Annotated in this window: 17 protein-coding genes; 11 read left to right on the top strand and 6 right to left on the bottom strand. The window is 71.0% G+C overall.

Annotated elements, in window-relative coordinates; translation table 11 throughout:
• The first annotated feature begins 135 nt into the window (after window positions 1-135).
• The gene (locus tag AB0M59_RS30375; RefSeq protein WP_364621795.1) at window positions 136-2,988 is read left to right on the top strand and encodes an RICIN domain-containing protein; all 2,853 of its coding nucleotides are present in this window, start codon (window positions 136-138) and stop codon (window positions 2,986-2,988) included.
• Here AB0M59_RS30375 and AB0M59_RS30380 read toward each other — a convergent pair.
• The gene (locus tag AB0M59_RS30380; RefSeq protein WP_364621798.1) at window positions 2,985-3,839 is read right to left on the bottom strand and encodes an SAM-dependent methyltransferase; all 855 of its coding nucleotides are present in this window, start codon (window positions 3,837-3,839) and stop codon (window positions 2,985-2,987) included. The genes AB0M59_RS30375 and AB0M59_RS30380 overlap by 4 nt on opposite strands.
• 76 nt (window positions 3,840-3,915) lie before the next feature.
• The gene (locus AB0M59_RS30385) at window positions 3,916-4,110 is read right to left on the bottom strand and encodes a hypothetical protein (RefSeq protein ID WP_364621801.1); all 195 of its coding nucleotides are present in this window, start codon (window positions 4,108-4,110) and stop codon (window positions 3,916-3,918) included.
• A gap of 198 nt (window positions 4,111-4,308) precedes the next feature.
• On the opposite strand from AB0M59_RS30385, the gene AB0M59_RS30390 reads away from it, so the two are divergent.
• A complete protein-coding gene (locus AB0M59_RS30390; RefSeq protein WP_364621804.1) occupies window positions 4,309-5,043 on the top strand; it encodes a TIM barrel protein in 735 nt (244 codons plus the stop codon).
• A complete protein-coding gene (locus tag AB0M59_RS30395) occupies window positions 5,040-6,143 on the top strand; it encodes a Gfo/Idh/MocA family oxidoreductase (RefSeq protein WP_364621807.1) in 1,104 nt (367 codons plus the stop codon). The genes AB0M59_RS30390 and AB0M59_RS30395 overlap by 4 nt, the downstream gene beginning before the upstream one ends.
• On the opposite strand, the gene AB0M59_RS30400 is transcribed toward AB0M59_RS30395, so the two are convergent.
• Complete coding sequence (locus AB0M59_RS30400) at window positions 6,140-6,727, bottom strand: TetR/AcrR family transcriptional regulator (protein ID WP_364621810.1); 588 nt, start codon at window positions 6,725-6,727, stop codon at window positions 6,140-6,142. The genes AB0M59_RS30395 and AB0M59_RS30400 overlap by 4 nt on opposite strands.
• 147 nt (window positions 6,728-6,874) lie before the next feature.
• Between AB0M59_RS30400 and AB0M59_RS30405 the strand changes: the two genes are divergently transcribed.
• The 8 genes from AB0M59_RS30405 (at window position 6,875) to AB0M59_RS30440 (ending at window position 14,468) form a co-directional block, all read left to right on the top strand.
• Window positions 6,875-7,627, top strand: coding sequence for a DeoR/GlpR family DNA-binding transcription regulator (locus AB0M59_RS30405; RefSeq protein WP_364622103.1), 753 nt, complete (start codon window positions 6,875-6,877; stop codon window positions 7,625-7,627).
• A complete protein-coding gene (locus AB0M59_RS30410; RefSeq protein ID WP_364621812.1) occupies window positions 7,624-8,823 on the top strand; it encodes an MFS transporter in 1,200 nt (399 codons plus the stop codon). Before AB0M59_RS30405 ends, AB0M59_RS30410 begins: the two co-directional genes overlap by 4 nt.
• Before the next feature lie 221 nt (window positions 8,824-9,044).
• On the top strand, window positions 9,045-9,938 hold the full coding sequence (locus AB0M59_RS30415; RefSeq protein ID WP_364621815.1) for an ABC transporter ATP-binding protein: 894 nt from the start codon (window positions 9,045-9,047) through the stop codon (window positions 9,936-9,938).
• A gap of 22 nt (window positions 9,939-9,960) precedes the next feature.
• Complete coding sequence (locus AB0M59_RS30420; RefSeq protein ID WP_364621818.1) at window positions 9,961-10,680, top strand: ABC transporter permease; 720 nt, start codon at window positions 9,961-9,963, stop codon at window positions 10,678-10,680.
• Window positions 10,677-11,639, top strand: a complete 963-nt coding sequence (locus AB0M59_RS30425) for an ABC transporter substrate-binding protein (protein WP_364621821.1) — start codon at window positions 10,677-10,679, stop codon at window positions 11,637-11,639. Before AB0M59_RS30420 ends, AB0M59_RS30425 begins: the two co-directional genes overlap by 4 nt.
• Window positions 11,636-12,343, top strand: a complete 708-nt coding sequence (locus AB0M59_RS30430; protein ID WP_364621824.1) for an isochorismatase family protein — start codon at window positions 11,636-11,638, stop codon at window positions 12,341-12,343. Before AB0M59_RS30425 ends, AB0M59_RS30430 begins: the two co-directional genes overlap by 4 nt.
• Complete coding sequence (locus AB0M59_RS30435) at window positions 12,340-13,764, top strand: UbiD family decarboxylase (RefSeq protein ID WP_364621827.1); 1,425 nt, start codon at window positions 12,340-12,342, stop codon at window positions 13,762-13,764. Before AB0M59_RS30430 ends, AB0M59_RS30435 begins: the two co-directional genes overlap by 4 nt.
• Window positions 13,764-14,468 (top strand): GntR family transcriptional regulator, encoded by a 705-nt coding sequence (locus AB0M59_RS30440; protein WP_364621830.1) that lies wholly within the window; start codon window positions 13,764-13,766, stop codon window positions 14,466-14,468. The genes AB0M59_RS30435 and AB0M59_RS30440 overlap by 1 nt, the downstream gene beginning before the upstream one ends.
• A gap of 1 nt (window position 14,469) precedes the next feature.
• On the opposite strand, the gene AB0M59_RS30445 is transcribed toward AB0M59_RS30440, so the two are convergent.
• Genes AB0M59_RS30445 through AB0M59_RS30455 form a run of 3 tightly spaced genes read right to left on the bottom strand, consistent with a single transcriptional unit; the run spans window position 14,470 to window position 16,702 of the window.
• Window positions 14,470-15,168, bottom strand: coding sequence for a GntR family transcriptional regulator (locus AB0M59_RS30445; protein ID WP_364621832.1), 699 nt, complete (start codon window positions 15,166-15,168; stop codon window positions 14,470-14,472).
• Window positions 15,165-16,097 carry a LysR family transcriptional regulator gene (locus tag AB0M59_RS30450; protein ID WP_364621835.1) on the bottom strand — a complete coding sequence of 311 codons (933 nt, stop codon included), beginning with the start codon at window positions 16,095-16,097 and terminating at the stop codon, window positions 15,165-15,167. Before AB0M59_RS30450 ends, AB0M59_RS30445 begins: the two co-directional genes overlap by 4 nt.
• On the bottom strand, window positions 16,094-16,702 hold the full coding sequence (locus tag AB0M59_RS30455) for a UbiX family flavin prenyltransferase (RefSeq protein ID WP_364621838.1): 609 nt from the start codon (window positions 16,700-16,702) through the stop codon (window positions 16,094-16,096). Before AB0M59_RS30455 ends, AB0M59_RS30450 begins: the two co-directional genes overlap by 4 nt.
• Between the last annotated feature and the right edge of the window lie 49 nt (window positions 16,703-16,751).

Consider the following 16,751-nt stretch of genomic DNA (forward strand, 5'->3'; position numbering starts at 1 on the left):
TGACTCATTCAAGACAACGGCCCGCCCGCGACCGCGACCCTCGAGATTCCGGCCTCCGACGAACGGCGGATTTACAACGTTGTATCCACCCGGTAAAACAGATTTACAACGTTGTAAAGACGAGCGGAGGCCCCCGTGTCGCTGAGCCGCAGGCAGTTCGTCACCGGAGCCGGAGTCGCCGCCGCCACCCTGCTGACCGGGGCGACCGCGCCGAACGCGGCCGCGGCCCTCCGCAAGGTCGCCCCCGCGACCGGCGGCTTCTACACCCCGAACGCCGCCCCGCTGAAGCCCGCCGCCTTCCTCAAGCTCCCTCCCGGGGCCGTCACCGCGCGAGGCTGGCTCGCCGGCCAGCTGAAACTGCAGCTCGACGGCCTCTGCGGCCACTACGCCGAGACCTCGCACTTCCTCGACTTCGTCACCAGCGGCTGGGTCCACCCCGAGCGCGCCGGCTGGGAAGAAGTGCCCTACTGGCTGCGTGGCTACGTCGACCTCGCCGCCGTCACCCGGGACGCCACCGCACGAGCCACCGCCGCCAAGTGGATCGACGCCATCCTCGCCACCCAGCAGTCCGACGGCTTCTTCGGACCCACCGCGCTGCGCACCGCGCTCAACAACGGCCCCGACTTCTGGCCGTACCTCCCGCTGCTGCAAGCCCTGCGCTCCTGGCAGGAGTACAGCGGCGACACCCGCGTCATCCCGTTCCTCACCCGCTTCCTCCGCTACATGAACGCCCAGGGCAAGAGCGCCTTCGACTCCAGCTGGGTGTCCGTCCGCTGGGGCGACGGCCTCGACAGCGTCTTCTGGCTCTTCAACCGCACCGGTGACGCCTTCCTGCTCGACCTCGCCGACAAGATCCACGCCTATGGCGCCAGCTGGGTCCGGAACCTGCCCAGCCTGCACAACGTCAACATCGCCCAGGGCTTCCGCGAACCCGCGCAGTACGCGCTGCGTTCCGGCGACGCGAGCCTGACCCAGGCCACCTACTCCGACTACGACACGGTCATGGCCGCCTACGGCCAGTTCGCCGGCGGCGGCTTCGCCGGGGACGAGAACGCGCGGCCCGGCTTCGGCGACCCGCGGCAGGGCTTCGAGACCTGCGGGATCGTCGAGTTCATGGCCAGCCACCAGCTGCTCACCCGGCTGACCGGCGACCCGGTCTGGGCCGACCGCTGCGAGGACCTCGCCTTCAACTCCCTGCCCGCCGCCCTCGACCCGGCCGGGCGTGCCGTCCACTACATCACCAGCGCGAACAGCGTCGACCTCGACAACGTGCCCAAGAGCGAAGGCCAGTTCCAGAACGGCTTCGCGATGCAGGCCTACCTGCCGGGCGTCGACCAGTACCGCTGCTGCCCGCACAACTACGGCATGGGCTGGCCGTACTTCACCGAAGAGCTGTGGCTGGCCACGCCGGACAACGGCCTCGCCGCCGCGATGTACTCCGCGAGCAGCGTCACGGCGAAGGTCGGCGACGGCACCTCGGTGACCATCACCGAAGACACTACCTACCCGTTCGCCGAGCAGGTCACCTTCACCGTCCGGACGCCGAAGCGGCTGGCTTTCCCGCTGTACCTGCGGATCCCGGCCTGGTGCGCGGCGCCCCGGCTCACCGTGGCGGGGGCGGCGGTCGCGGCGACGGCGGGGCCGTCCTTCGTGAAGGTCGACCGGACTTGGGCGGACGGCGACGTCGTCACGCTCACCCTGCCGCAGCGCACGACGACGCGGACCTGGACAGCGAACCACGACTCCGTGTCGGTCGACCACGGCCCGCTGACGTACTCGCTGAAGGTCGGCGAGAGCTACCAGCAGATCGGCGGAAACGCACAGTTCCCGGAGTACGCGGTGCACGCGACGACACCCTGGAACTACGGCCTCGCACCAAACGCGGCGCTGACCTTCTCCGCGGCCGGCGGTGCGCTGCCCGCCAACCCGTTCACGCCGGACACCGCGCCGGTGAAGATCACCGCACCGGCGCGGAAGATCGCCGAGTGGACCGCGGACGACCAGAACGTCGTCACGCCGCTGCAGGCGTCACCGGCGCGCAGTGATGCGGCGGTCGAGACGGTCACGTTGATCCCGATGGGCGCGGCCCGCCTGCGCGTCACGTCGTTCCCGACGGCCGACCCGAACGGCCACCCCTGGTCGCCGGGTGGCGGGGGAGCGGGCTTCCGGATCGTGAACCGCAACTCCGGCAAGGTGCTCGGTGTCGATCAGATGTCCACTGCGGACAGTGCGCGCGTGGTGCAGTTCGCGGACAACGGCACCGACGACCACGTCTGGCACCTCGTGGCGAACGGGGACGGCTGGTACCGCGTTCGCAACCACCACTCGGGCAAGGTGCTCGGGGTCGACCAGATGTCCACCGCGGACAGTGCGAAGGTCGTGCAGTTCACCGACAACGGCACCGCGGACCACCTCTGGCAGCTGGTGGACAACGGCGACGGCTGGTGGCGGCTGAAGAACCGTAACTCCGGCAAGGTCCTCGGCGTGGATCAGATGTCCACCGCGGACAGTGCGCAGGTAATGCAGTTCGGCGACGGCGGCTCGGCTGACCACGTGTGGCGGCTCGTCCCGGACGGGCGGGTGCGGGTCGAGAACCGCAACTCGGGCAAGGTGCTCGGGGTGGATCAGATGTCCACGGCGGACAGTGCGCGGGTCGTGCAGTTCGCCGACAACGGCACCGACGACCACCTGTGGACCTTCGAGGCCACCGCCGACGGCTGGTTCCTCATCCGCAACGTCCACTCGGGCAAGGTGCTCGGCGTGGCCGGAATGTCCACAGCGGACAGTTCGAACATCGTGCAGTTCACCGACAACGGGTCCGCGGACCACCTGTGGCGCCTGCGCGACGACGGCAGCGGCTGGTTCCGGATCGTCAACCGCAACTCGGGCAAGGTGCTCGGTGTGGCGGGGATGTCCACGGCCGACAGCGCCCAGGTGGTGCAGTTCGGCGACAGCGGAACCGCGGACCACGCATGGCGGTTGCGTTAGCGCTTGACGCCGACGATCCCGGCCACGCACTTCGCCGAACCCGACAGGGGCGTGAGCCGGGGGCCGTCGGGCCACCACTCGTCGCACACCGCAAGGCCCGGTCCGGAGGTCGCGTTCGGCTGGAGGAACTCCAGGCCCGGCAGCATGGCTTCGATCTCCACCCGCGTGCGGAACCGGCCGGCGCCGAGGGGCCCCTGGGTCAGGATGTTCTCGATGCGCTTGGCGATCGCGGTCAGCTCCGGCACCTCGGGGTCGAAGAAGTGCGACAGCACGACGTACGAGCCCGGGGCGAGCGCGTCGATGTACTCCCGCATGACGTCGACCGCGCCGTCGCCCTCGAAGTGGTGCATCGTGCCGACGTGCAGCAGGGCGACCGGCTCCGAGAAGTCGACGTGCTGCCGCACCTCGTCGTCGCCGAGCACCAGTTCCGGCTTGAAGATGTCCGCTTCGACCATGTGCGTGAAGTCGTTCTCCACGAGCAGCGCCCGGCCGTGCGCGAGGACCACGGGGTCGTTGTCGATGTAGACGACCGTGTGGTCCTTGTCGATGCGCTGGACGATCTGGTGCGTGTTCTCCGCCGTCGGCAGCCCGGACCCGCAGTCGAGGAACTGCCGGATCTTGGTCTGGTTCGCGAGCATCCGCAGGGCGCGGTTGTGGAAACCGCGGTTGCCGCGGGCGATGTCGACCGCTTCCGGGACCGCCGCGCGGATCTTCTCCATCACCACGCGGTCGACCTCGTAGTAGTTGTTGCCGCCGAGGAACCCGTCGTAGATCCGCGCGATGCTCGGCCGCTCGGGGTCGACGCCCACCGGCTTCTGGCTCGGGGACAGCGCGGACGGGGAGTCGGACATGGCGACCTCGCAGGACTTCGGCGCGGCGTGGGGCCCACCCAGCGTAGTAGCCCGGGTCCGGGCGGTGAACGCGAGGTCAGCCGCTGGGGCGAAGCCGCTGGTCAGGGATGTCGTCCCAGGCGCGCGTCGCGCGTTCGCGGCGCAACCGGGCCAGGTGCTGTTCGATCCGGCGGTCGAGGTCACGGGCGGCCTCGGACAGTTCCGTCAGGTCGCGACGGGACGCCGGGTGGCCGACGGCCCCCGTGTCCACTTCGTCCCCTGCCCTGTCCACTACCGGCACCTCCCGGATCGGATCGGCTTCGACCTCGTCAAAGCGTTACTGCCCCAACCGGCCCTCGCCAAAACAACCGCGCCGGTGAGCCTCGGCACGCCGGTGCGGCCGTCCGGTGGACCGGCCCGGAAATCCCTGGTGCCAATTTTGACCAAGTGGTAGAAATTCATCGAACCCCGTGACCTCCAGGAGCCGGTGATGAGCGAGCTTTCCGTGCAGCTGTACTCGGTCCGCGACGCCTTCGCGGCCGACCCCGCCGACACCCTGCGGCGGCTCGCCGCGATCGGCTTCACGCATGTCGAGCCGTATGGTGTCGTCGAAAACGTCGATGCGCTGCGGGCCGGGCTGCCGGCGAACGGCCTGAGCGCCCCGACCGCGCACGCCCGCCTGATCGGCGCCGACCAGGCGGCCGTCTTCGCCGCGGCGGCCGAGCTGGGCATCGGCCTGGTGATCGACCCGCTCGTCAAGCCGGAGCAGTGGCAGGACCCGGCCGACATCGCCGCGACGGCGGACGCGCTGAACGCCGCCGCCAAGGTCGCGGCCGAGCACGGCGTCCAGGTCGGCTACCACAACCACTGGTGGGAGCTGGAGTCCCGGATCGACGGCCGCAGCGCGTTCGAGGTGTTCGCCGACAAGCTCGACCCGGCCGTCGCGCTCGAGGTCGACACCTACTGGGCCACCGCGGGCGGCGAGGACGCGCCCGCCCTGCTGCGCCGGCTCGGTGACCGCGTCCGCGCGATCCACGTCAAGGACGGCGGCCTGGCCACCGACGCCACCGGCCAGGTCCCGGCCGGGCAGGGGCGGGTGCCCATCGCCGACGTGCTCGCCGCCGCGCCGGACGCGCTGCGCGTGGTCGAGTTCGACGCCTACGACGGCGATCTCTTCGAGGCCATCGCCGCCAGCCACGCCTTCCTGACCGGCGCGGGCCGGTGACCGGCGGGCCGGTCGGCGTCGGGATCGTCGGCGCCGGCGTCATCAGCGGCACCTACCTCGAAAACCTGACGAGCTTCCCGGACGTCCGCGTGCTGCGGATCGCCGACCTCGACACCGAGCGCGCCGCGGCCCGCGCCGCCGAGTACGGCGTCCCGCGTTCGGGCACGGTGGCCGAGCTGCTCGACGACGCCGAGGTCGAGCTCGTCGTCAACCTGACCATCCCTGCCTCGCACGTCGACGTCGGGCTCGCGGCCCTCGAAGGGGGCAAGCACGTCTGGGCGGAGAAGCCCCTCGCGCTGGACCGCCAGACCGGCCGCAAGCTCCTCGATCGCGCACGGGAGAAGAACCTGCGCGTGGCCAGCGCGCCCGACACCGTCCTCGGCGCGGGCCTGCAGACGGCACGCCAGGCCGTCGACGCGGGCCGGATCGGGCGGCCCCTGACCGCACTCGCGCTGTTCCAGGTGCCGGGGCCGGAGAGCTGGCACCCGGCGCCGGAGTTCCTCTTCCAGGCCGGCGGCGGGCCGCTGCTGGACATGGGCCCGTACTACCTGACGACGCTGGTGCAGCTGCTCGGCCCGATCCGGCGCGTCACCGGGGCCGGCGGGCGGGCGCGCGACACACGCGTCATCGGGTCCGGGCCGCGCGCCGGCACGGAGTTCCCGGTGACGGTGCCGACGACGGTCACCGCGCTCGTCGAGTTCGAGGCGGGCGGCTCCGCGCAGCTCGTGCTGAGCTTCGACTCGGCGCTCAAGCGCACCGGGTTCGTCGAGGTGACCGGCACGCTCGGCACCGCCGTGCTCCCGGACCCCAACCGGTTCGACGGCCCGACAGCGTTGCACCTGCCGGGGCACGCCGAACCGGAAGAGCTGACACCGAACGGACACGCGGCTTCCCGGGGTACCGGCGCGCTCGAGCTGGCGCGGGCGATCCGCGCCGGTGTGCCGGAACGCGCGTCCGGCGAGCTGGCCTACCACGTGCTCGACGCGATGCTGGCCATCGACGAGTCCCTGACCCGGGGGCAGACCGTCGAGGTCGCGAGCACCGTCGACGTCCCGCCCGCGCTGCCGGCGGGCTGGGACCCGTACGCGAAGACCCTCTAGACCGGGACGGTGAGCAGGTTCTGCAAGTAGAAGCGCAGCGATCCGACCAGGTCCACGTCGCCGGGGACGGTCAGCCACTGCACCTGCAGGCCGTCCATCAGCGCGATGAACGTCAGCGTCGCCATTCCGGGGTCGACGCCGTCCCGCAGCTCTCCGCGGGCGGCCAGGACCGCGAACGACTCGTGCACGCCGTCGCGCGCGGCGCGGTAGTGGCGCACGAAGTACTCGTGCGCCGGGTGGTCGGTGGCGACGGCCTCGGCGGCGAGCCGGGAGTAGAGGTCGACGATCCCGGGGTGGCGGACGTTGTGCTCGGCGAGCGCGACGAAGTGGCGCAGAACCTCGAGACCGGGCGGCACCGTCAGCTGCTCGCGCTCGGAGTCCTCGGCGTCGCGCCGTTCGAGCACGGCGGCGAGCAGGGCTTCCTTGGTCGGGAAGTAGTAGAGGAGGCCGGCGTGCGAAATGCCGACGCGCTTGGCGATCTCGCGCAGCGACGAGCCCTGGTAGCCGAGCTCGCCGTACGCGGCGGCCGCCGCCGTGATGATGTCCTCGCGGCGGATCCGGCCCTTCAGGTAGCCCCCGGTCACGGGGTCGCGGTGGTCTCGGCGGCGTGCACGGCACCATCATGCCGCAGCGGTGTTTCGCACATGCGACGTGAGCGGACGAACAAATCGGTTGTGCGAATGCCCGCGGCTTGCGAGCATCGCGGCGTGAAGAGCGCGGAACGGCAACGGATGATCGTGGAGCGCCTGCGCGACGCCGACCAGGTGGCCGTCGCGGACCTGGCGTCGGCGACCGGCGCGTCGGAGATGACGGTGCGCCGCGACCTCGACCACCTGGCCTCGCGCGGCGTGCTGCGGCGGGTGCACGGCGGAGCCGTCCCGGCGTCGCCGTCCGGGATCGAGCCGCCGTTCGCCGCCCGCGCGACGGCCGCGGTCGAGGCGAAGCGGGCCATCGCGACCGCGGCGGCCGAGCTGATCCGCGACGGCGAAACGATCGTCCTCGACAGCGGCACCACCGCGCTGGAACTCGCGCGGCTGCTGCGCGGGCGCGCGGTGACCGTGATGCCGCTTTCCCTGCACGCGGCCCGGGAGCTGGCCGACGACCCCGAAGTCCGGCTGCTCCTGCCGGGTGGCGAGCCGAGGCCGGGGGAGCAGGCCCTGGTGGGGCCGCTGACCGTGGCGTCGTTGCGCGCCCTGCGGTTCGACGTCGCGGTGCTGAGCCCGTGCGCGTTCGGCCTCGACGCCGGCCTCACCGCGTTCGACCTGGGCGACGCCGAGGTCAAGCGAGCCGCCCTCGACGTCGCGGCCCGGGCGATCGTGCTCGCCGACGGCGCCAAGTGGGGCCGCGCCGCGCTCGCCCACGTCTGTCCCGCCGACCGCGTGGACGTCCTGATCACCGACCCGGGCGCGCCCGAGGACCAGCGCGCGGCGCTGGCCGGCCTCGGCGTGCTCGTGCACGTCGCCGTCCCCTGGGAGAACCGATGACGACCGCCCCGCCCCGCCCGCGCGCCGCCCGGTTCGCGACCTTCATGTTCTTCGGCCTCAACGGCTTCGGGATGGGCATGTGGGTCGTGCACATCCCGAACGTCGAGCGCGCGACCGGCATCTCGCACAGCACGCTCGGCGCGTTGCTGCTGGTGCTCGGCGGCGCGGCGTTCGCGGGCATGCAGATCTCCGGGCCGCTCGTCGACCGGCTCGGCCACCGCCGGCTGGTCCCGGCGGCCGGGGTGCTGCTCGGCCTCGCCCTGTGCGCCCCCGGGTTCGCGAACTCGTGGTGGACGCTGGGGCTTTCGCTCATCCTGTTCGGGTTCGGCAACGGCGCGATCGACGTCGGGATGAACTCCCACGCGGTGGTGGTGGAGCGGGCCTACCCGCGCCCGATCATGGCCGCGTTCCACGCGATGTGGTCGATCGGCGGTGCGTTCGCCGCGGTCATCGGCGCGGCGACGCTCGGTGCGGGCGTGCCGACCGGCGTCACGCTCACCGGCACCGGCCTGCTGTGCGTGGTGCTTTCCCTGGCGTCCGCGCGGTTCCTGATGGAGCCGTCCGAAGAAGCTTCAGTGCCCGCGACCGTCGCCGCCGAGTCGGCGCCGGTCGCGCGCCGCCGGACGCCGGGCCGGGTGGTCTGGCTGCTCGGGTTGCTGGCGCTGGCGCTGATGCTGTCGGAGGGCGTGGCCAACGACTGGGCGGCGCTGCACATGGAGAAGGTCCTGGGCACGTCGTCCTCGACGGCGGCGCTGGCGTACGGCGCGTTCGCGGTGGCGATGACGACCGGCCGCTTCCTGACCGACCGCGTCGCGGCCTGGGCGGGCCCGGCGGCGATCGTCCGGTACGGAGCGGCGTTGGCGGCGGTCGGCCTGTCGATCGCCGCGGCGGCCCCGTGGGTGCCGCTGTCGCTGGTGGGCTGGGCGTTGTTCGGCCTGGGCTTGTCGGGCGGGGTTCCGCAGCTGTTCACCGCGGCGGGCAATCTGGACACGCGGGCGTCGGGTGCGTTGATGGCGAGGGTGGTCGGGCTCGGCTACGTGGGGCTGCTGGCCGGGCCGGCGCTCATCGGCGGGTTGACGCGGTGGATGCCGCTGAACGTCACGTTCGCGGTGCCGGTGGTGCTGTGCGTGCTGGCGGCGGTGTTCGCGGGCGTGCTGAGCCCGAAGCCGGAGCCGGTGGAGCAGCCCGTCGCCTGACCTCGTAGTCCTTCACGGCTTTTCGGCCGGGGTGCACTGTCGCGAAGTGGCTAGTGTCGACAGTTTGCGACAGAAGCTCGTCTTACTCGATTCCGAATCCTTGACTTTGCTGTAGCCGCGGACGCAAACTCTCCCGAAGTGTCGACACCTTGCGGTCCGCAGTGCAGTCATTGGCAAGGAGGAGCGGTAGTGAACCACCCAGAAACCCCGGGGACGTGCTGATGTCCGTCCCCAACATCTGCCTGGACGCGCGGGATCTGCTGCTCGGGCACAAGGCCCGGCGCGGCGGCGGCTTCTCGACCGCGTGCCTCGACCTGAACCTGCAGATCCACGACGAGGAGTTCGTCGTCATCGTCGGCCCGAGCGGGTGCGGCAAGACCACGTTCCTCGAGGCCGTCGCCGGGCTCGTGCCCGTCGCCGGCGGGGACCTCGAGCTGGGCGGCCGCCCCATCAACGGCCCCGGCCCGGAGCGGTCGCTGGTCTTCCAGCACGCCTCGCTCTACCCGTGGCGGACCGTCCTCGACAATGTCCTCTTCGGACCCCAGGTCCAGGGCAGGCTGACGCCGGAGACCCGGAAACGCGCCGAAGACCTGCTCGACATCGTCGGCCTGGCCAAGGTCGCCAAGAAGTACCCGCACGAGCTTTCGGGCGGGATGCGGCAGCGCGTGAACCTCGCGCGCGCCCTGGCCACCGATCCGACGTTGCTGCTGCTCGACGAGCCCTTCGGTGCGCTCGACGCGCAGACCCGCGAGAACCTGCAGGACGAGCTCCTGCGGATCTGGCAGGCGGACGCCGTCACGAAGAAGACCGCGATGTTCGTGACCCACGACGTCAACGAGGCCGTGCTGCTCGCCGACCGCGTGCTCGTCTTCTCCCCGTCCCCCGCGCACGTCGCGCTGGAAGTGGTCATCGACGTGCCCCGCCCGCGCGACGCCGCCTGGCGGCGTAGCGCCGAGTTCCTCGCGTACGGCGACAAGATCCTCTCGGCCCTCCACCACGAACCCGCAGCTTCGGAGCCGAACCATGACAACAGCGTCACTCCCGCGCACGACGCCAGCACCGACCCCGCCAACGGCTCTGTCGGCGAGCTCCGGCTGGGCGCGGCGACACCGTAGCGGGCTGCTCGGCACGGCCGGGATGGCGATCGTCCTGGTGCTGTGGCAGCTCGCGACGGCGCTCGGTCTCGTCGACGTCTCCTTCAGCAGCAACCCGCTGCGCATCGCCGCGGCCGAGGCGAAGCTCTTCGGCTCCGGCGAAATCTACCCGGCGCTCGGCGCGACCGGCCTGGAACTGCTGTGGGGCCTGGGCATCACGTTCGTCCTCGGCATCCCGATCGGCCTCGTGCTGGGCCGCAGCAAGATCCTGCACGACATGACCGAGCCGATGGTCAACATCCTCTACTCGGTGCCGTACGTGATGTTCCTGCCGATCATCATCTTCTGGTTCGGCATCGACAACACCTCGCGCGTGATCGTCATCGTGTGGGCCGCGATCCTGCCGCTGATCATCAACATCACCGCGGGCGTGCGGAACCTGGACAGCGACTACACCCGCGTCGCGACGGTGTTCTGCACGCCGCGGCTGAAGTTCTTCTACACCATCGCGTTGCCCGCGACGCTGCCGTACATCCTCGCGGGCGTGCGCCTGGCCGTCGGCCGCGCGCTGGTCGGCGCGATCGTCGCCGAGCTGTTCCTGGCCAGCCAGGGCCTCGGTTACTTCGTGCAGACGCAGACCTCCAACTTCAACATGGACTCGGCGATGGCCGGGATCGTCATCCTCGCCGTGGTCGCCCTGCTGCTGAACTGGGCCGTCCGGCTGGTCGAACGCCGTTTCACCCATTGGGCAGGTGCAGAATGAAAACACTTCTCCTGGCAGCGAGCCTCATGCTCGGCCTCACCGCGTGCGGGGGCGGGGCCGGCGGCACGGTCACCGCCGACGCGAGCGGCGCCTTGCCGGTCACCATCGGCTACACCGCGCTCGGCGCGGGCTACTCCGACCTCTACACCGCGCAGGACTACGGCATCTTCACCAAGCACGGACTCAACGTGAAGCTCAGCCGGCTCAACGACAGCTCGCAGCTCGTCGCCGGGCTGGCCAGCGACAGCGTCCAGATCGGCGTCGGCGTCGCGCCCGACACCGCGGCGGCCATCATGAAGGGCGCCGACCTCAAGTACGTGGCGATGTCCGAGCCGCACTACAACCTGGAGATGTGGGCGAGCCCGGAGGTCCAGTCGGTCGCCGGGCTCAAGGGCAAGAAGGTCGCCATCACCTCGCCCGGCTCGGAAAGCGACTTCGGGCTGACGGCGTTGCTGGAGGCGAACGGCCTCAAGCGCGAGGACGTCACCGCGGTGTTCGTCAAGGGCGTCCCGGCCGAGGTGGCCGCGCTCGGCAGCGGTGCCGTGTCGGCGATCCTCACCCAGCCGCCCAACGGCACCGAGAGCCGGGAGAAGGGCGCGCACCGGCTCGCTGCGTTGTCGAACATGCCGTTCCCGCTCGGCGCCTACACCGTGCAGTCGAAGTACCTGCAGAACAACCGCGAGGTCGTCAAGCGGTTCGTCGCGGCGGAAGCCGAGGCGCTGCAGTACATCCGCGGCCACAAGAACGAGACGGTCGCGAGCATCCAGAAGTACAGCGGCGTGAAGAGCCCCGAGCTTGCCGCCTACGCCTACGACTTCTTTCTCGACGTCTGGGCGAAGACCCCGGTGGTGGACGAGAAGGTGATCAAGCAGGCCTTCGACGAAGCCGCGGAGAACGCCAAGACCACTGCTCCATCGGACGTCGCGAAGTACATCGACAACAGCCTGACGACGTCATGACCTCGTTCGAGGCGGAGTGGTCGAAGTACCTGACCGAACGGGACCGCGCGGTGCTCGCGGCGACGTCGTGGGCGAAGCGGGCCCCGTTCGGTCTGGGGGCCAATCCCGCTGTGCTCGTCGTCGACCTGTACTACGCGGCGCTGGGCCTGCCTCGCCGGGACATCCTCGACGCGGTCGCGGACTGGCCCAGCGCGTGCGGCGCGGACGGCTGGGCCGCGGTCGACCGCACCGCCCCGCTGCTGCGCGCGGCCCGCGACGCCGGGGCGCCGGTGATCTACTTCCACGCGACCCCGGCGCGGTACGGCCGCTGGAACCGCAAGCCGGGCGCGGCACTCGCACCGAAGTCCACTGTGGATCCCAACGCGATCGTGTCCGAAGCGGAGCCTTGGGCCGGCGACATCGTGCTGGAGAAGATCGGCCCCAGCTGCTTCCACGGCACCCCGCTGGACACGATGCTGCGGATGGGCGGTCACGACACCCTGCTGGTCGCCGGCGAGGCCACCAGCGGGTGCGTGCGCTCGACCGTCGTCGACGCGTGCAGCCGCGGCTACCGCGTCGGCGTCGTCGGCGACTGCTGTTTCGACCGCTTCGAGGCTTCGCACTGGCTGAGCCTGTTCGACCTGGACCAGAAGTACGCGGACGTGCTCACCGCCGAGGCGGCGATCGGCCACCTCCGCCAGACCTCGCGAAGGATTCCGGCATGACCGACCTGCGGAAGTGGCTCGCCGAAGCCGAGGCGGCCGGGGAGGTGCAAACCGTCGAAGGCGCCCATTGGGAGCTCGAGATCGGCGCGCTCTCCCAGGTCAACTACCGGCGTTCGCACCCCAAGGCCCTGCTGTTCGACTCGATCAAGGACTACGCCTCCGGTTCGCGCGTGCTGTCCGGTTCGGTCAGCAACCCGCGGCTGCTCGGGTCGGTCCTCGGGCTCGGCTGGGACAACACCGACGAGGACCTCGTCGAGAAGCTCGCCGTCAAGCCGGGGGAGTGGACCTCGCACGCCGGCGACTTCCGCGCGGTCACGGTGGCCGACGGGCCCCTCCTGTCCCATGTGGACGACGAGGTCGACCTGCTGAAGTTCCCGGTGCCGCGCTGGCACGAAGGCGACGGCGGCCGCTACATCGGCACCGGCTGCGCGGTCGTCACCCGCGACTACGACACCGGCCGGATCAACCTCGGCGCGTACCGGATGCAGGTGCAGGACGACGGCCGCGCGGTGAGCGTCAACATCGAGGCGGGCAAGCACGGCGCCCAGCACCTGCGCCGCTGGTTCGAGGCCGAGGGGCGGGCGCCGATCGCGGCGTCGCTGGGCCACCACCCGGCGTACCTGGTCGCGGCCGGCGTCGAGGTGCCCGGCGACGTCTCGGAGTACGACTACGTCGGCGCGATGGCCGGTGCCCCGGTGCGCACGATCGCCGGGCTCGCGACCGGCTTGCCGCTGCCGCACGACGCCGAAATCGCGATCGAAGGGTGGGTGCGGCCGGACGACAAGCGCCCGGAAGGCCCGTTCGGCGAGTGGACCGGCTACTACTCCGGCTCCCGCGACCCGATCCTCACCATCGACGTCGAAAAGGTGTACTACCGCGACGACCCGATCCTGCTCGGCGCGCCGCCGGGCAAGCCGCCGCACGACTACTCGTACATGCGCACGGTGATGAAGTCCGCGATCATCACCGACTCGCTGCGCAAGACGGGTTTGCCGGGGTTGCGGGGCGTCTGGGCGCACGAGGCGGGCGGCGGGCGGTCGCTGCTGATCGTCGCGATCGAACAGCGGTACGCGGGGCACGCGCGTCAAGCGGCGTACTTGACTTCGCAGCTGCCGAGCGCGGCGTACATGAACCGGTTCACGGTGGTCGTCGACCACGACGTCAACCCGCGCGACCTCGGCGAGGTCGTCTGGGCGATGTGCGGGCGGACCGACCCGTCGCTCGACATCGAGGTGATGAAGCGGACGTGGGGCAGCCGGGTCGACCCGCTGACGCTGCCCGGCGCGGTGCCGTTCACCAGCCGCGCGATCATCGACGCGTGCCGGCCGTTCGAGCGGCTGGGCGACTTCCCGGCGGTCGCGGAGTCGAGCCCCTCGCTGGTGGCTTCGGTCAGTCGCCGCTGGCCCGAGGTCCTCGGCTAGTGACGGCGGTGGACCTGCCCGATCTCCGGCGGGAGCTGCTCTTCACGGCGCTGCGCGGGGTGGACGGCAGCTCGTCGCTGGCGTTCACGATCTTCCAGGAGATCGCGGTGGGCATCGTCGAAGGGCGGCTGCCGCCGGGCCACGAGGTGAACTCGGCCGAGCTGGCCCGCCGGTTCAGCACCTCGCGGACGCCGGTGCGGGAGGCGTTGCTGCTGCTGGAGCGGGAATCGCTGGTGATCATCCCGCCGCGGCGGCGGCCGTACGTGTCGCCGGTGGACATGAGGCAGGTGCGGGAGATCTACGAGATCCGGGCTTCGCTTTACGCGCTGGTGAGCGAGCTGGTGGTGGCGCGGGCGTCGGACGCGGAGATCTTCGGGTTGCGGCGCTGGCAGGGCCTGCTTTCGGCGGACGCTTCTTGTGGCGACGTCGACGCGTACTTCTGGCACAACGTGGGGTTCCGCAATGCGGAGGTGAGCTTGGCCAAGAACGGCGAGCTGCAGCGCCGGTTGAGTTCGCTGGGGCTGCAGATGCACCGGTTCCGGCATTTGAGTCTCTCGTTGCCGGGGAGGCTGCTGCATTCGGTGGCGGACCACGAAAGGCTGGTGAACGCGTATGCGGATCGAGACGCGGGATTGGCGGCGGCGGTGAGCCGGTCGTTGGTGATGCGGGGGTACCGGGCAATCGAACGCGCCGGCGGCGTCTGACTCACTCCGCGGCTTCGAGCCCCGACCACCCCGAAGCCTCGATCGAGTGCAGCCCCGTCATGATGATCGACCGCGTCAGCGCGACCGCGAGCACAGCGTCCCCATCGGCATAAGCCGCCAGCAGCCGCTCATGGTCCGCCACCGACCGGTCCAACCGTCCCGGCAACGACAAACTCACGTGCCGCAGCTGCAAAGTCCGCAAACCGAGAGACCCCAGCAACCGGGTCAACTGCCGGTTCCCCGCCACCTCAGCCTCGGCCTGCCGAAACGAAACGTTGTGCCAAAAGTATGCGTCGACGTCCCCGCGAGCAGCGTCGTCCCGCAGGTGCGCCTGCCACGAAGCGAGTACCGACAAATCAGGGGACCCGGCCACGATCAGCTCGCTCACCAGCGCATGCAGCGATGCCCGGATCTCGTACAGCTCCCGGGCCTGAGCCAACGTCACCGGCGCGACCCGCGGCCGTCGCCGCGCCGGGATGTCCACCAGACCCTCGCGCTGCAACGTCAGCAGCGCCTCCCGGACCGGCGTCCGCGAAGTGGAAAACCGCCGGGCCAGGTCGACCGAGTTGACGTCCGCGCCCGGGGGGAGGGAGCCGTCGATGATGCGGCGGGCCAGGTCCTCGACGATCCGGTCGACCAGGGAGACGTCCGCGCGCCCGTCGAGCAGCATCTGACGCAGGACGTCGGGCGGTTCGGTCACGCGTGGTCCTCCGGGTCGGTCGTCGCCACCACCCGCAATACTTCCAGCATCTGCCGCGCCGCGGGGGGATGACTCGCCTTCAGCAGGCGTACCGCCGCGATCCGCCGCCGCGGGGCCGCCGGGGCGATCGCCACCGCGACGACGTCGGGGCGCTGCGCCACCAGCGCCAGCCGCGGGGCAGCACCGATGCCGATCCCCGCCGCCACCAGGCCCTGCACCGACAGGTAGTCCTCGGTCGCGAAGCCGATCCGCGGCTCGAAACCGGACAACCGGCACAATGTCGTGAACGCCTCGTCGTACGGCGGCCGGTGGCTGCGCACCACCCACGTCTCGCCGGCCAGCTCGCGCAACTCCACTTCGGACTCCCCGGCGACCGGGTGGTCCAGCGGCACCAGCACGCACAGCGGGTCGTCGGCCAGGTGGACCCACTCGACGTCGGCGGGTACCGAGCGCGGGTCGAAGTCGTAGTCCCAGACCAGGCCGAGGTGAATCGAACCGTCGCGCAGGGCCGCCGTCATGTCGGACGCGTGCGCCGAGCGCAGCACGATCTTCGTCTCCGGATAGCGGCGCTGGTACTCGCGCACGACGCGGGGGATGAGGTCGGCGCCGGCCGTCGGAAACGCGCCGAGCCGCACCGACGCGTGCTGCGCCTTGAGGTCCGACATCTCCTGCTCGATGTGGGCGATCGTGCCGAGCAGGCCGGTGCTGCGTTCCGACAGCAGCTTGCCCGCCTCGGTCAGCTCGATCCCGCGCGGCCCGCGGATCATCAGCGGCACGCCCAGCTGCCGTTCGAGCAGCGCCATCTGCTGCGAGACGGCGGAGTGCGTCATGAACAGCGCCTCGGCCGCCGCGGTGAACGAGCCGTGCTCGGCCACCGCGGAGAAGATCTGCAGCCGCCGCGCCTCGAGCACCCCGGTCCCCTTCGTCACCGCCCCAGCAGGTCGGCCGGGTCGGCTCTGGTCAATTCGCCGTCCCACGGTTCCGGCGCCAGCTCCCATAGTCCCACCCGGGCGAGCGCGCGGCGAGCCGTGTAGTCCACCAGGTCACCGACGGTCCGCGGACGCGGGTAGAACGCGGGCACCGGCGGCGCGATGATCGCGCCCGCTTCGGTCACCGCGACCATCGACTTCAGGTGCCCCAGGTGCAGCGGGGTTTCGCGGACCATCAGCAGCAGCGGCCTGCCCTCTTTGAGGCAGACGTCGGCGGCACGGCTGACCAGGTCGTCGGTGTAGCCGGTGGCGATGGCGGAGAGCGTCTTGACCGAGCACGGCGCGACGAGCATCGCCGCGACCGGGAACGAGCCGGACGCGATCGTCGCCCCGATCTCGCCCGGCCGGTAGGTGACGTCGGCGAGCGCGCGGACGTCGGCCACCGTGAGGTCGCATTCGTGGCGCAGGGTGAGAATCCCGGCCTTGGACAGCACCAGGTGCGTCCGGATCCCCGGCTGCTCCCGCAACAGTTGCAGGACGCGCACGCCCAGGCACGCTCCGCTGGCGCCGGTGATCGCCACGACCACGTTCCGGGTTTCCGTCACGACCGCCGCCTTTCCGTTGTGGACGTTCATGGCAACACGAACGGCCGCC

Origin of the sequence: Amycolatopsis sp. NPDC051371 (genome assembly GCF_040682155.1) — a bacterium.
GTDB lineage: Bacteria > Actinomycetota > Actinomycetes > Mycobacteriales > Pseudonocardiaceae > Amycolatopsis.